Annotated in this window: 18 protein-coding genes and 1 pseudogene; 9 read left to right on the top strand and 10 right to left on the bottom strand. The window is 65.2% G+C overall.

All coding sequences use genetic code 11. The features are described 5' to 3' along the window. Positions 1-10 precede the first annotated feature (10 nt). From VIQ49_RS22820 to VIQ49_RS22810, 3 genes are all read right to left on the bottom strand, one after another. A complete protein-coding gene (locus tag VIQ49_RS22820; RefSeq protein ID WP_331888877.1) occupies positions 11-1003 on the bottom strand; it encodes a fumarylacetoacetate hydrolase family protein in 993 nt (330 codons plus the stop codon). Then, complete coding sequence (locus VIQ49_RS22815; RefSeq protein WP_331888876.1) at positions 1000-1995, bottom strand: MBL fold metallo-hydrolase; 996 nt, start codon at positions 1993-1995, stop codon at positions 1000-1002. Before VIQ49_RS22815 ends, VIQ49_RS22820 begins: the two co-directional genes overlap by 4 nt. Positions 1996-2068: 73 nt before the next feature. Beyond that, entirely contained in the window at positions 2069-3049 is a 981-nt protein-coding gene (locus VIQ49_RS22810; RefSeq protein ID WP_331888875.1) for an ABC transporter permease, read from the bottom strand. A 103-nt stretch (positions 3050-3152) separates the two neighbouring features. Here VIQ49_RS22810 and VIQ49_RS22805 point away from each other — a divergent pair, with 103 nt between their 5' ends. After that, positions 3153-3743: a TetR/AcrR family transcriptional regulator gene (locus VIQ49_RS22805; protein ID WP_331888874.1), complete on the top strand. Its 591-nt coding sequence runs from the start codon at positions 3153-3155 to the stop codon at positions 3741-3743. Positions 3744-3784: 41 nt separating this feature from the next. After that, complete coding sequence (locus VIQ49_RS22800; RefSeq protein WP_331888873.1) at positions 3785-4369, top strand: HdeD family acid-resistance protein; 585 nt, start codon at positions 3785-3787, stop codon at positions 4367-4369. Positions 4370-4403: 34 nt separating this feature from the next. Here the strand turns inward: VIQ49_RS22800 and VIQ49_RS22795 are convergent, their stop codons facing one another. Then, complete coding sequence (locus tag VIQ49_RS22795; RefSeq protein ID WP_331888872.1) at positions 4404-5195, bottom strand: lytic transglycosylase domain-containing protein; 792 nt, start codon at positions 5193-5195, stop codon at positions 4404-4406. 216 nt (positions 5196-5411) lie between these two features. Here VIQ49_RS22795 and VIQ49_RS22790 point away from each other — a divergent pair, with 216 nt between their 5' ends. Further along, positions 5412-6377 carry an SMP-30/gluconolactonase/LRE family protein gene (locus VIQ49_RS22790; protein WP_331888871.1) on the top strand — a complete coding sequence of 322 codons (966 nt, stop codon included), beginning with the start codon at positions 5412-5414 and terminating at the stop codon, positions 6375-6377. On the opposite strand, the gene VIQ49_RS22785 is transcribed toward VIQ49_RS22790, so the two are convergent. After that, the gene (locus VIQ49_RS22785; RefSeq protein ID WP_331888870.1) at positions 6355-6999 is read right to left on the bottom strand and encodes a TetR family transcriptional regulator; all 645 of its coding nucleotides are present in this window, start codon (positions 6997-6999) and stop codon (positions 6355-6357) included. The two genes, VIQ49_RS22790 and VIQ49_RS22785, sit on opposite strands and share 23 nt — an antisense overlap. Before the next feature lie 106 nt (positions 7000-7105). Between VIQ49_RS22785 and VIQ49_RS22780 the strand changes: the two genes are divergently transcribed. Continuing rightward, complete coding sequence (locus VIQ49_RS22780) at positions 7106-8053, top strand: MoxR family ATPase (RefSeq protein ID WP_331888869.1); 948 nt, start codon at positions 7106-7108, stop codon at positions 8051-8053. Between the two features lie 69 nt (positions 8054-8122). Next, complete coding sequence (locus tag VIQ49_RS22775; protein ID WP_331888868.1) at positions 8123-9043, top strand: vWA domain-containing protein; 921 nt, start codon at positions 8123-8125, stop codon at positions 9041-9043. Between the two features lie 10 nt (positions 9044-9053). Here the strand turns inward: VIQ49_RS22775 and VIQ49_RS22770 are convergent, their stop codons facing one another. Further along, positions 9054-9875 carry a DUF1542 domain-containing protein gene (locus VIQ49_RS22770; protein ID WP_331888867.1) on the bottom strand — a complete coding sequence of 274 codons (822 nt, stop codon included), beginning with the start codon at positions 9873-9875 and terminating at the stop codon, positions 9054-9056. A gap of 125 nt (positions 9876-10000) precedes the next feature. Here VIQ49_RS22770 and VIQ49_RS22765 point away from each other — a divergent pair, with 125 nt between their 5' ends. Then, entirely contained in the window at positions 10001-10486 is a 486-nt protein-coding gene (locus tag VIQ49_RS22765; RefSeq protein WP_331888866.1) for a DUF4334 domain-containing protein, read from the top strand. A gap of 20 nt (positions 10487-10506) precedes the next feature. Beyond that, positions 10507-11154, top strand: coding sequence for a nucleoside/nucleotide kinase family protein (locus tag VIQ49_RS22760; protein WP_331888865.1), 648 nt, complete (start codon positions 10507-10509; stop codon positions 11152-11154). Here VIQ49_RS22760 and VIQ49_RS22755 read toward each other — a convergent pair. Continuing rightward, entirely contained in the window at positions 11151-11600 is a 450-nt protein-coding gene (locus VIQ49_RS22755; protein WP_331888864.1) for a hypothetical protein, read from the bottom strand. The two genes, VIQ49_RS22760 and VIQ49_RS22755, sit on opposite strands and share 4 nt — an antisense overlap. Before the next feature lie 339 nt (positions 11601-11939). Further along, entirely contained in the window at positions 11940-12404 is a 465-nt protein-coding gene (locus tag VIQ49_RS22750; RefSeq protein ID WP_331888863.1) for a DIP1984 family protein, read from the bottom strand. A gap of 132 nt (positions 12405-12536) precedes the next feature. On the opposite strand from VIQ49_RS22750, the pseudogene VIQ49_RS22745 reads away from it, so the two are divergent. Further along, positions 12537-12737, top strand: a pseudogene (locus tag VIQ49_RS22745) (AMP-binding enzyme); the annotation flags it as partial. A gap of 15 nt (positions 12738-12752) precedes the next feature. Here VIQ49_RS22745 and VIQ49_RS22740 read toward each other — a convergent pair. Then, positions 12753-13517 carry a DUF5995 family protein gene (locus VIQ49_RS22740; protein WP_331888862.1) on the bottom strand — a complete coding sequence of 255 codons (765 nt, stop codon included), beginning with the start codon at positions 13515-13517 and terminating at the stop codon, positions 12753-12755. Between the two features lie 119 nt (positions 13518-13636). Between VIQ49_RS22740 and VIQ49_RS22735 the strand changes: the two genes are divergently transcribed. After that, positions 13637-14008, top strand: a complete 372-nt coding sequence (locus tag VIQ49_RS22735; RefSeq protein ID WP_331888861.1) for a DoxX family protein — start codon at positions 13637-13639, stop codon at positions 14006-14008. A 4-nt stretch (positions 14009-14012) separates the two neighbouring features. Here VIQ49_RS22735 and VIQ49_RS22730 read toward each other — a convergent pair. Further along, positions 14013-14223: 2Fe-2S iron-sulfur cluster binding domain-containing protein (locus VIQ49_RS22730; RefSeq protein ID WP_331888860.1), on the bottom strand; the 211-nt coding region annotated here is incomplete at its 5' end.

Raw genomic sequence — 14223 nt, 5'->3', positions numbered from 1 at the left:
CGTGTGCCGGTCAGCCGGGTTCGGCGACCGTGTTGGTCACCGATCCGATCCCGTCGATCGCCAGCGTCACCTCGTCGCCGGGACGGATCCAGCGGTCGAGTTCGAGACCGCAGCCTGACGGTAGGGTGCCGGAGGTGATCAGTTCGCCGGAGTGCAGGTTCTCCGACTGGCTGGCGTAGGCGACAACCTCGCCCGGGTGGTAGCGCAAACCGTGTGTCCCGGTGGACGACCACAGTTCACCGTTGACGCGAACCGATGCGGTGAGCTGATCGATCTTGGGCAGGACCTCGTCGGCGGTCACCACCACCGAACCGATCGAGCTGCCAAAGGTTTTGGTCTTCACCACCGGCCCGAACACCCCGCGACGTTGCTCGTCCCACTGCACGTCGCGGGCGCTGAAGTCGTTGAACACCACAAATCCGCCGATCGCCGCGGCGGCCTTCTCAGGGGTCGCGTCGCGAACGGGGTGGGCGATGATCATGCCGAACTCGAGTTCGAAGTCGAGTTCGCCTGTGTAACTGGGCCAGGGCATCGGTTCACCGTCTCCGATCACCGTCAGGTGGTTGCCGGTGTAGTAGACGGGGTGATCGTAGAACGCGGCGCCTGGACGCAAGAGTGGAAAAACCTTGCGCGTCAAGCGTTCATAGGTGCGGATGACGGGCCGGCTGATGGGCAGATTACGCTGGACGAGACCGTGTGCGGCGTTGATCCAGTGCTCCTCCCACCCGAGGAAGCAACGGAGCGAGCTCGGGTAATAAGGGATGGCCGGCGGTGGATCTGTGGCGATGCCGATGCCCTCGCCGGCGGCCTGGTCGACCACGTCGACGATCTTGGCCCTGGACTGTTCGCCGGCGGCGAGTAGTGCCAGCAGGTTCGACTGCAGGTGGGTGAGGCTCTTGAGTTTCGGATGGGCGGCCAGGGCGGCGCGCAGACTGATCCACTGGTTCGAGGGCTCGTGCAGGACGGCCAGCGAGGCGGGGTCGGGGAGACGGCGGATCTTCATGACAGCATGTCGCGTTGGAGTCTGCCGGCATCGGCGAAGGCCTTGGCCCGGCGGGCGAAGGTCGGTGGTGCTGGCTCCGCGCCCTCGAACAATCGGTAAAGAGTGCTGAGATTCAGCACGATTCGTTCGGGTGAACCCCACTGGGCGAACGGCGCGAACTCGGGTGTCCGGACCAATGTCCGGGCGGCGGCCAGTGGGGTAACGCCTGCGGAGTGCTGGGCGCGGCCCGCCTGAGACAACCACACCCAGTAGTCACGGAGCAGCTGGATCTCGGCACGGCCGCAGGTCGGGCCGTGTCCGGGGACGTAGGTCCCGGCGTCGAGTTGCAGAAGATGGTCGATCGCGGATATCCAATTCTCCAGCGGCCCATGCCAGATCACCGGGGTGGCTCCGATGAACAGCAGGTCGCCGGTGAAGACGACACCGGCGTCGTGAACATGAACGATGAGGTCGCCGGGTGTGTGCGCGGGTCCGAAGTTGCGCAGACGGGCGACGCGGCCCCCGACCTCGATGTCCTCGGTGTCGGCGAAGGTGTGGTCGGGCAGGCGGGGGAGTCGTCGGGGCAGGTCGGCGCCACCGGTCACCTGATGCATGTAGCCGCCGAGATACCCGGCCGGACCGGGTATCGGCCGGGCAAGTCTGCCGATCGCCGCAAACGCGCCGACCGCTCCGGGCGGGGTGTCTTCTTTCATCGCGATCAGCGCGGTCGCGGACGTGGTGATGCGTGCGGACTCGGGAAGTGTGTTGTTGCCCCACCAGTGATCACCGTCAGAGTGGGTGTTCACCGCTTCGGTGATCGGGGCGTCACTGACCGAGGACCACGCTTCGATGTTTGCCTGTGCCCGCGGCCGATCCCAGACCGTATCGATCACCATCGACGCGTCGTTGCCCACCACCAAACCGGTGTTGGTCTGCCCCCATCCACCGGGCAGGTGCATGAATGCGTATGTTCCGCTGTCGATTTGGGTGAGTTGATCGTGCCGAACGGGCATCAGTTGTCCTTGGTTGATTCCTTTCGGTCAACTTTACCGAGCGACGGCTCGCTTTTCTTGGCTCTGATGAGACTCAGGCGTCGGCCGCGGTGCGGACGCCGGATGTCTCGGCGGCGCCGGCTGGGGATCGTTTCTGTGCCAGGGCCAGCAGGCCCGTACCCGCCACCGACCACACCAGCAACACGATGAACGCGCTGCCGCCGCCGTGCCCGCCGAAGAACGCGAGTGATCGAAGGAGCGTTCCGGAAGCGCCCGGTGGCAACAACTGGCCGAGCTCGGCCCATCCGGACGGAAGCCAGTAGGCGGTCGTCGCGATGCCGGAGAGTGGATTGCCGACGATCATCATGATGACCGCACCGGCGCCGAATCCGATCATCCCGAAATTGCCCGCGAGTCCGAGCAGCGTCAGGCTGATCGCCGACATCCCGAGCGCGATTCCGAGTGACACCGCGATCACATTGCTGTCGATGGTGCCGACGCCGAACCGCAGGATCAGCCCGAGTGCGAATCCGGTGAGCACTGCCATGCCGACCGCGGCGCCGCCCTGCCGGAGGAACTTGCCCGGGAGCAGTCGGCCGAAGACGACGGCGGGAATGATGCCGCCGAGCACGAGCGGCAGTGCGAGCCCGGCGATGCCGGCGCCCTGCGGATCGTCGGTGGTGGTGGGCACCACGTCCTCGACCGCGACCGGTGTGCTGCTCGCCGCCGACATCGCGGTTGCGACACCGCGCAGGGTCTGGGCGACCTGTGCTCCGCCGGCCGATGTCACAAACATCGTCGGGCCGGTGGTCTCGACAGCGATGCCGCCGACGATCTCTCGTTCTTCGATGCCGTTGCGCACGTCGTCGGCCGAATCGTACCGGTGGAAGTCGAACGCGTCCTCGGGCTGCGCCCGCAATTGGGTCTCGATATGCGCGGTTGCTGCGGCAGGGCCGGCGACGCCGATCGGAAGGTCGTGTGCGCCTGAGTGTTTCATCGGCAGGACAAACGCCAGTGAGACCAGTGTCAGGACACCGGCCAGCCCGATCATCGCACCTACGATCTTGCGGTTCATGGGGGCCTCCTCATAGATTCGGAGGTTTTCCCTCCACTTATATGGAGGATAATCCTCCGGATGGAGGTACGCTGTCAAGGGTGTCGGCGAGAGGGGCGTGCAGATGAGGGCAGATGCGGTGGAACGGCGGACCAGATTGCTGGAGGCCGGACGGGAGATGTTCGCGGACCTCGGTTATGACGTCCCGCTCGAATCGATTGCCGAACGTGCCGGGGTCGGCATCGCAACGCTCTACCGGAACTTCCCCACGCGAGCAGATCTGAAAGTCGCGTTGATGGAAGACGGGTTGACCCGCTCGCGCCGGACGCTCGAGGTGCTCCTGGGCGAGGTGGATGCCGACCCTGGGCATGCGCTGGCGCAGCTCAGCTCGATGTTCGTGTCGTTGCGGCTGGGCGCCTTGATTCCGATCATCGTGCGCGACATCGACGTTCTCCCGGAGCACCTGATCGCCGAGCGTCGGGCAAATCTGGTGATGGTGGGGGAGGTCATCGACCGTGCCAAGGCCAAAGGTGTTGTGCGGGAGGACCTGACCGCACTCGACTTCTTTGCCGGACTGGCCATGATCTCCCGGCCCCAGCCGGCGCTTGCCGCCGATCCGATGGTGGCGGGCACCACGTCGGTGACGGCGCTGACCCAGCGAGTCCTCACGATCTTCCTCGCCGGACTCCGGCCGGACGGCAAAATGCTGCCCTGAATTGCCACGCCACCAGGCGTTTCTCAGGGTAAGTTCCATCCATGACGAATAATGTTGTGTCTCAGCCTTTTCCCGATCAGCTGCGCAACGCGGTGCGCGCCGGGCTCATCACCACCGCGGTCATCGGGATCGTCATCGGTGTGGTGGCCCTCATCTGGCCGGAGCCGACGCTGGTCGTGGTGGCCCTGCTCTTCGGAATCACCCTGATCTTCACCGGCATCTATCGCCTGACCATGGCTTTTTCGGCAAAGTTGTTGCCCACCGGGCTGCGGGCCTTCCTCGGGGTGATGGGCGCAATCATCTTGTTCGCCGGCATCCTGTGCCTGTTCAACCCGGCCGAATCACTGGTCCTGCTGGCCATCGTGATCGGTCTCTCGTGGATCATCCAGGGAATCCAGGAGATTGTCGCCGGCATCAGCGGGGCCCACTACGCACCCAAATGGTTCCTCATCGTGGCCGGCGTCATCTCACTCATCGCCGGGATCGTGGTGCTCTTCCTGCCGGGCGTCGCGATCAAGACGTTCCTGGTTGTCGGTGCGATCCTGCTCATCGTCGTCAGCCTCATCACGCTGATGACCCTGCCGCGCACGGCTGCCACGCCTGCTGCGCCGTCGGGACTCCAGTGACTCTGGTGCCCGTCGGGACTCTGGTGCCGCGGATCTAGTACCCGTCGGCCCAGCCGCGCACCTTGGAGACGTAGTCCATCGAGTTGTTGTAGCGCAGGACCGCCTTGGTCACCTGGGAAGAATCCCGGAGGTCGAGGTTGCCGTCGCAGAGGTAGCGGCCGGTGGTGAGCGCTGCATCGAAGAGGTTCTGCGGGTCGGTGACCCCGTCGCCGTTGCCGTCTTCGGCATAGTGCTTCCAGGTCTCCGGAAGGAACTGCATCGGCCCCACCGCGCGGTCGAAGTGGGGATCCCCGTCGAGTTCGCCGCCGTCGGTGTCGTGGATGACGTTGTTTCCGGCCAGGCTGCCGTCCAGCACCGGGCCGAGAATGGGTACTTCGAGGACGCCCGTCGGGTCGGCCTTGCCGTTGTTGGCATGGGTCGATTCGACCCGGCCGATCCCGGCGATCAGCTTCCACGAGATACCGCAGCCCGGTAGTTCCTGGGCGAGCTTGGATCCGGCGGCGTAATACGCCTCGTAGTTGATCCGGGGAATCTGGCCGCTGGTCACGCTCTCGGGGAGCACCTCGGGTGCCGGGGCAGGCGCCGGTGCCGGTTCGGCGGTGACGGGCGCGACGACGGGTGTGATCGCGGGTGTCGCAGCCGGGGTGGTGGGTGCGGGGGTCTGCGCGCTCTCGGGTGCGGGCTCGGCGACCTGCTTGGTCGGTTCCGTGGTCAGTTGCTGACCTGCGTGCGCAGCGGCTACGGCACTGACCAGTCCGACGGGGACGAGTGCGGCCAAAGCGTACGGTGAGCGCAACTTTCTTCTCGGTGCCGAGTGCTTACCCAAGGCGTCGAACCTCCTTTGTGTGGGCCTTCGCCCGTCGAGTCCGCGCCGACGCTACCCGAGGATGTTCGACTATCCGTTATCTATCCGTGATCAAAAGCGGGGGGTCGCCGGGGGGTGCGCAGGCCCGTGGCAGGTCAGCCCATCAGCAATGCAAAGTGTGTGATCCCGGTCACGAACGGGTGTCGCGCGTGCCCGATCGTGGGCATGATTCCACCGATGAGGTCAAAGCCGATGGCGTCACAGCTGGGACCGACGGTCACCGCCGTCGCGATCGCTGTGGGGAGCGTGTTCTTCGTCGCGCCGACAGCGACAGCGGACACGTTGCCGTCGGTCCGAAGCCCTTCGACCGTCTCGGATTCGTGTGGCACGTGGTCGAAGACCGTTGTCGCCTCCGGCTACGGGCAGCTGGAGAACCTGGGCTTCGACGGCCGGGGCAACCTGTTGCTCTCCGAAGGCAGCTTTGTCGGGCCGGGTGCGATCCACCAGCTCGGTGCGGCCGGCAACAAATCCGTCGTGGCGCCCGACATGACAAGCCCCGGTGGAATCGTCGCCACCGACGAAGTCAGTTACTTCACCACCGGAAACTCCGCCACAGCAGGGCTGTTCGACACCGCGGACGGAACGATCGAGGCACTGGACCCGGCTACCGGAGAGGTGGACACCGTGGTCGAGGGATTGACCATGCCCAACGGTTTGGCCGTACTGCCGGATGGCCGGCTGGTCGTCAGCCGCGATCTGGGTGCCTCCACCACGTTGACCGTGATCGATCCGGACACCGGCTCGAAAAAGACCCTCGCCCCATCGGTCACCTCGACCAACGGTCTCGCCTGGGATAGCACCCGTGAATTGTTGTGGACATCAACGCTATTGAGCAGTGTCACCACGGTGGTCGCCATCGACGTCCGGTCGGGCAAGCCGGTGCAGACCATCGAGCTGCCGGGCATCGGGTGGGTCAACCTCGCCGACGACCTGACTGTCGGTCCGGATGGCGCTGTTTACCTGGCGCTCAACGCAGCCGGATCCGTGGTTCGCATCGACCCCGACACAAGCACCTCGTGTGTGATCGCCGACGGTGTGCCGCTGGTGTCCGCCGTCGAGTTCGGGGCGGGACCGGGCTGGGATGCCACGTCGCTCTATGCGACGAGCTTTGTCGGCACGCTCACCCGACTGACGCCGCGGTAGGCGGAAAGCTCGGGGCAACCGTTCGGTCTGTTGACGGATCTACCGGAACGAGCAGCCGGATCGTGCATCGAAGGCATTGTGCGAGCGTGGTTTCCGGATGCGCTATCCAGAGTTCGTGCGCGGCCATGATGGCGGCGGTTGTTCCGTGTGCAAAGGTGAGGGCGAACATTTCGTCCTCGGGCACGATGCCGCGCCGCGCCAGAAACTCGATCACGAACTCGTGGATTCTGCGGTAGCGCAAGGCGGCCTGGGTGTGGACTGCCGGCACCGTGAGAACGAGCTGCGCACGGTGCCGGGCCCACGCCTCGTCGGCCGGACGATAGGACAGCGCCCCGATGATCGCGGTCTCGACGACCTCCCGCGGGGGGAGGATTCCTTCATCCGCGGCGAGGTAGGTGTTCAGGCGGCCTATCTCGGCATCACATTCAAACCAGACAACGTCGGCCTTGGTGGGGAAGTAGCGGAAGAACGTTCGACGACTGACCCCGACAGCGCTGGCGATGTCTTCGACGCTGGTTTGTTCGAAACCCTTCGCGATGAACAGTTTGTGTGCGGAAGCGGCGAGTTTGCGTGCACTGGTGATGGCGGGCCGACCGCCCTTGTCTAACGTGACGTGATCCATGACATTCCCCCGATTGGTATGGCTGTGCGCCATAGTGTCACTTACCCCGGCGCAATGCGATGCCGGTCCGCTGCGTACGCCGCTTGTTGTTGGCTAGATTGTTGGCATGACCAGAGCTCTCGTAGATGTGGCCGCAACTGCTCAGATCCGGGCCAGGATCGCCGACCGCGTGGTCGGTCGGCAGCGAGAGGTCGACTTGCTTCTGGCCGCGGTGTCGGCCGGCCGCGACCTGATGTTGGAAGGTCCCCCGGGAACCTCGAAATCGACGTTGCTGGGCACCATCACCGCCGAGTGGGACATCCCGCTGGTGTTCGTCGAAGGCAACGCGGATCTGACTCCGAGTCGGCTTGTGGGACATCACAATCCCGCGCGTGTGCTGCGCGAGGACTACTCGGCGGACAACTTCGTCGAGGGCCCGCTCATCGAGGCGATGCGCACCGGCGGATTCCTGTACATCGAAGAGTTCAATCGGGCCCCCGAGGACACGCTCAACACCTTGCTCACGGCCATGGCGGAACGGGTCATCACCATTCCCCGGGTGGGCAGCGTGACCGCGCTACCCACCTTCCGGGTGGTGGCGTCGATGAACCCGTACGACAACATCGGGACCACGCGGTTGTCGACGTCCGTGCACGACCGGATGTGCCGCTTGGTGGTGACCTACCAGGATGCCGCGGCCGAGCGCGAGATCGTGAAACGCCGAACCGGGATCGACTCGGCACGAGTGACGGCCGATGCGGTTGCGGTCACCAGGGCCACCCGTGAGCGCGAAGACATCCGGCAGGGAAGCAGCGTCCGCGGTGCGATCGACGTTGCGCTGCTGGCGTCGGAATTGGCTCAGATGCGGGGAGTCACGCTTCCGGAGGTCGACTCGATCGATCCGCCCCGGGGATTGCCCGAGGACTACACAAACGTGATGCTCGACGCCATGCTGGTCGCGTTGTCGGGGCGCATTCACCTGGACGACACCGCTTTCGAGACACCCGAAGCGGTGTTGCAGGAGATCTGGCAGGACCACTTCGTCCTGCTTCCGGCGGCCGCCGAACCGGGTTGAAGAGCAGTCTCGGCCGACAGCCCGCTCTCGCGTCGGTCGAAAAGTGATCACGGCCGGGATCGCGCGCACATGCGGCCGTTGCGCCGCAAACCGAAGGTTCTCGACGAGGAACCGTCGCTGTTGAAGCCCTCGGCCGGTGGCGGCGGCTTCATGTTGATTCCCAAGGGGTCAGATCCGGGCAAGCCGATGCAGTTGCCGGGATCGTCGGCGCCGGGTGCCACCGACGACGAGGGGGATCTCGTGGAGCCGGAGTCGGCGCCCGTTGTCGACGAGATCGGCCGGCGGCGCGCCAAACAGATCGCTCGCCGATTGGCGCTGGCGCAGCCGATGAGACAGCGCCGGGCACGGCGGGCCAGTACCGGCACGCTGACGACGATGCGCTGGCGCGGCGGCACCGACGAGATCGACCTGGATGCGACGCTGGTGGCGATCGCGGGTAACCCTCTACCCACCGACGACGACATCCTCGTCCGGGAACGGGTCCGCAATCGGCGCTCGATCGTTCTCGTTGTCGACATCTCGGGCTCCACCAAGGGCGAACAGGTACGTACCGCGGCGGCCACGGTCGGTGCGATGGTGGGCGAACTCGCCCGTGATGACGTAGCGGTGGTGGCCTTTTGGTCCGATGCCGCGATCCTGGTCCGATTGGGCGAGCGGGTCAGCGCCGAGACGGTACTCGATCAGTTGCTGACGTTGCCGACGCAGGGGTTGACCAATGTGGCCTTTGCACTCGAGGTTGCGGCGCGGGAACTGGCCGGGGTACCACCGGCCGACGCGCGGGTGCTGCTGCTGAGCGACTGCGTTCACAATGCGGGTCCTGACCCGCGCGGGATCGCCTCACGCCTGCCGCGGTTGGATGTCCTGCTCGACACCTCAGGTGAGGACGACGTCGACCTGGGCCGGGACCTCGCGACCATCGGGCGAGGACGATGCCGCCTGATCCGCGATCACCACGATGTGGCTCCGGCGCTGACGTCGATCTTCGGATAGTGCCCCGACGCTAGAACCCGCCGAAGTCGCCGCCGCCGAAGTCGCCGCCACCGAAATCTCCGCCACCGTAGTCTCCGCCGCCGTAGTCTCCGCCGCCGTAGTCTCCGCCGCCCTGATCGCCGCCGAAGTCACCGCCTTGGTCCCCGCCCTGGCCGGCGTCGACACCGTCCTGGTAGCCGTCGCCGTACCCGTTCTCGAATGAGGCGCTGTCGTAGCCGACGCCGGCCATGCCGGTGAACATGGCGTTGAACAGGAGGACCGACCCGATACCCCAGGCGCCGGCGACCAGGGCCGGCTTCCACCACGGTTCGGAGTACCAGCCCGCCGGCACCGGACGACCGGCGACGCGACCGCCGGGGTAATAGTTGGGTGTCTTGTCGGACGGGTTCGGCGATGCTGAGACCTGGCGTCCCTCGAAGTCGATGTCGCGGTCCTCGGTGACGGCGCCGGACGATTTCTGGCCGTCGAGGGTGGCGATCTCGGGTCCGGGATCCATGTCCATCGCCAGACGCGCGGCGCGGACGTAGTAGAGCCCCTCCAGCGCCGTTTGTTTCGCGAGCTGCGCCTGTTTGGGTGTGGTGGCCTGTTCGATCTGCGAACCGGCCGCGGTGAACCGTTCGGACGCGTCGGACATCGCCGATTTCGCCGGTTCATTGGAACCGATGAGGCTGTAGACCTGACCGCCGAGCCGCTCGATGGCTTGGCGGGCATCGGCTTTCGCGTCGGCCAGGGAGGTCTCTTCGAGGCGGCGGCGCGTGGAGCCCTGGTTTCTCGACAGCGCGATCATGCCGGCGACAACAGCGATGACGGCAATGACCAGAACTATCTCCATGATCGTCCTTTCGGGTTCGCAAACCGGACATCAACCAGCCTACCTGCCGGTCTGTCGCAGCAGACCGGGAAAGCCGGGCGGTAGGCCGGGTACCGGATACGCCGGGCACTGGATAGATTGGCGGAATGTCGATCGCAGAGAAGATCGTTGCCGAGCAGCGGGCCGAGCTGCGGACCGGTCATCGAATGGACGGGATGCTCGCCGCCAGCGGTTGGTGGGGTAAGCAGTTCGTCGACGCGGAAACGGTCCATCCGCTGTTGTTCCCGACGTCGGACGGGCGGGCGCTGTGGGCACTCGATCCGCGCAGGCTGCCGTTCAATCTGCTGATGCGGGTGCCATTGCCGCCGCTGAAGGGGGGTGCGGTGGCCCGGTTGGTGGCGGCATCGCGTCCGGTGATGGGGACCAGGAAGCCCAAGGCCCGGCTGCGAACAACCGTGTACGGCGGTGTCGGTTCGGCGACGATGGTCTACGACGCACATCCCATCAATGACGTGTTCCGGAAGGTGAACGACGACGTCGTCATCGGGCTGATGGATCAACGTGATGCGCCGCCGTACTTCTTCTCGCTGCGGCGAGATGACGCGCTGCCGGTGCTGGCCCGGCGCCGATAAAGAGCGGGGCCGGGAGGACTGTGCACGCGGTCGCGGACATCGAGGAACTGGTTCACCGGATAGATCGGCGGCGACGGGGCGGCGATCGGGTCCTCATCGGCATCGTGGGGGAGCCGGGGAGCGGGAAGAGCACGGTGTCCGCAGCTCTTGCGGACCGTCTGGACGGGGCGGCGATTGTGGTGCCGATGGATGGTTTTCACCTGGCCAATCGCGAATTGGCGCGACTGGGCCGGGCCGGCCGCAAAGGTGCGATCGACACGTTCGACGCAGACGGTTACGTGCACCTCCTGCGACGCCTTCGCGATCGGCGGGAAGGCGTTGTGTACGCGCCTGATTACGTCCGCGGGATGGAGGAGGCGGTCGCCGGCTCCATCCCCGTGCCGGCAGAGTTGTCCGTGGTCATCACCGAAGGCAACTATCTGCTTGATGCCGATCAGCCTTGGTCGCAGGTTCGGTCGATCCTCGACGAGGTCTGGTTCGTCGAGGCGCCGCCCGAGGTCCGGATCGAGCGGATCATCGGCCGGCACATCAGATTCGGCATGGACGCAGATGCGGCGACCGCGTGGGCCACCGGCCCGGATCAGGTCAACGCCGACCGAATCCGGGCGATGCGGGCCGACGCCGACCTGATCATCGACGTGATGGGTTTCGCCGAGACGTTGGGCTAGCAGCCCTCGATGGTGAAACCGACCCGGCGGAAGTACTCCTCGAAACCCTCGACGTGATCGCCCAGGTGGTGGATGAGTTTGGCGGTGTCGTATTCGTGTTTGGTGGTCGCGAGGCCGCGGATCTCCAGGGCCCAGGGCAGCACGGCTTTGCCGCCGTCGGCGACCACGTAGTTGAACCGGTCGACGAGTGCACCACGCCAGAAGAAGTCGGCGAAACAGAGCCTGACTGTTTTATCGGAGAAGACCTTTGACCACTCGAACCGGCGGGCGTGGCTCGCGTCACCCACGTGCTCGAAATCCAGGCCCATGCCCCAGGCGATGGTGATGTCGATATCGGGCTTGTACGAGGCGGTTGCGTAGTGGCTGTTGACCTCGATGTGGTAGCCGTCAGAGGTGAGAGAACCGTCGAACCAGTTCTGGTAACTCGGCCCCTGGTGCTTGATCACGCGCCAGTCATCGGGCCCAGAACTCTGAATGGTCTGTCGGAAATCTTCGAGGTTCAATGCTCTTCCCTTCGCTCCGTCGAAGGATAGCCCGCCGACGCTTACCTGAATGCAGATCCCCTTGCCCTGCCCTCCCCGATGGCAATCAGCACGTGGTGATACATTGTGCGCCTTGCACATTCACCTGTGCGGTGTGCTGGGCATGCGATGTGTATGAGGGAATCGAACCCTCGGCGCCGCCCGCGGCACCGCCGGAAGCGACGGATCCGCCGTCGCGCGGTGTGTGCTCGCCTTGCCATCGGGTACCTGCTGCATTCGGTGTTCGGCACCGGTCGAACGGTTCTAGTCGATCAGTTCCGTCGTCCAGTTGGCCTGCTGGATCTGCAGATCGACCTCGCGGAGCTCTCTGGCCAGCTTGTCTGCCCGCTCTCGCATGGGGCGAACCGTCAGCGCCGACACATACATCAGTTCCGAACGGAGTTGCCGGTAGGACTGCTGGTTCTTGCCCGCCGCCGCGTTCGCCGAACCGGTGATCAGCGCATGACGCAGGCGCAGTACGTCACGCCGCGCCAGCGCGTCGGTGATGGTGCCGTCTCCCAAGGGCGTCGCCGAGTTGGTGGCGTTGATCTTTCGAATCAACAACTCGAGGTCGCCCAGGGCGGTCTCGGCCTCGGCCAGAAGGTCTGCGGCGTTCTCCGAGGGTGGCTCACCCTCCTGGAATCGCGCGTTGTCGGCGATGCGGGCACGCAGCTGTTCGATACGCCGACTCGTATCGGTGCGACGGGCCAGTGCTTCAGCCAGCTTCATGGGGGTCCTCCTTCGGAAGATCGGTGTGGGCCCGGAATCGGTGTGGGCATCAGCAATGCAACGCGACGATGAATCCGAGCGCAACTGATTTATCTGGGCGCCCAAGAGAATTGCCGTCCTCGGATCACGGGCGTCGAACGGGCTGCCGTTGTGGGAGTGCCGGATTCGTATCGATGGGAGACCGTGAAAGCCTTCGTCAGCCTGCGTGCCGATGTCTCGGTCACCACCGACGAATTGATCGCTTTCACCCAGGAACGACTTGCCGCGTACGAGGTGCCCAAGGCCGCCACCGGAAAGATCTTGCGGCGGCAGCTACGCGAAACCTCTTCGTAGGCAGGCCATCCGGATTCAGATCGGGGTGGATTGCACGATCCCGTCGAGCGCGGTGATGATCGCGGGCACGTTCCTGCTCTCGGTCCGCCGGATCAGCCGAAGCCAGGTCGCTGCCGGCTCGACGGGTCGGGCGATCAGCCGGCCGAGGCGCGAGGTGCCTTTGTCGATGTGACGGAGCAGGAGTTCTCGGGCGTCCGCGTTCTGCAACGAGATGAGTGTCGCGGCCGACCATGCACTGTCGCGGGCTTTTTCGATACTGAAGTCGAGGATCGGATCGAGCCCGTCGTCGAACGGACCCAACATGTCCAGCAGTGGCGAGAAGTCCCCGATCGTGTCGCGGACCTTCGGGATCAGGTCGGCGAGAATGTCGTTGAGCCGATCGTAGTCGTCGCGGAAGTCCGCGAGCTCTGCGCCGCGGAACAGGGTGCCGGTCACCACCGCGAGATCGAGATTGATGTGCGCATTGATGCAGAGCAGAAGATTCTGCAGAACGATCATCGGAGAGTTGTCGATCGCGTCGAAACTCACCCGCCAGGATCGCGTCGGAGCCGGATTCGATTCGTAGGCGGTGAGATAGCGGTTCGCGAACGCGGCGTCGAAGGCACTCATCCGCGGGCCGTCGTCGAAAAGTCCCACCGCAATGCCGTTGCGGACTTCGAGGGTGACCTGGCGGTACATCGCAGCAAAGTAGCCCCGGCGATCACGGTCCCGAGTTGTGTCCGCGACGATTCCGCCGAGGATGTCGAGCACGTCGTCGATGTCGTGTGCATGCAGAGGCATGAGATCGCTCCCGGGACGTTGGTCAGGTCTGCCCATCATCGGTGCCTGGGTGTGGTCCCGCACGAGTAGTTGTCTACCTCAATCGGACTCGGTCGTCGGACGCGTGATGGAGTATCACCATGAATGGTGTCCTGTGGATCGCCTCGGGTGTGCTCGCGGCTGTGTTCCTTGGTGTCGGAATCATGAAGCTGCAGCCGAAGGAGAAGCTGGTCGCTTCGGGGTTGCATGCGTTGGAGGCATTCAGTCCGGTCGCGATCAAGGGCCTCGCTGTGGCGGAGATCCTCGGGGCGCTCGGGCTGGTTCTGCCGGCCTTGTTCGATGTCGCCACGATCCTCGTGCCGGTGTCCGCCGTATGCCTGGCGATTGTCCTGGTCGGAGCGGCCGTCGCCCATGCCCGGCTGAAGGACTACCGCGGGGCGATCGTGCCGGTGGTGCTTGCTCTTCTCGCAGTGTTCGTCGCGTGGGGACGATTCGGTCCCTACGCGTTCTAGCGGTTCACAGATCGACGACGACGCGTCCGCCATCGGCACGCGAGATGCAGATCAGCATCTCGTTCTGCTGCTCCTGCGGGGTGAGCCGGTTGTCCCGATGATCAGGGGTGCCACTGAGAACCCTGGTTCGACAGGTGCCGCAGAATCCCTGGCGGCATGAATACGCCACGCCGGGGACCTCGTCGCGGATCGTCTCGAGCGCCGAGCGGTCCGCG

Source organism: Williamsia sp. (assembly GCF_036566845.1).
GTDB lineage: Bacteria > Actinomycetota > Actinomycetes > Mycobacteriales > Mycobacteriaceae > Williamsia.
This window is presented reverse-complemented; position numbering and strand designations above follow the sequence as displayed.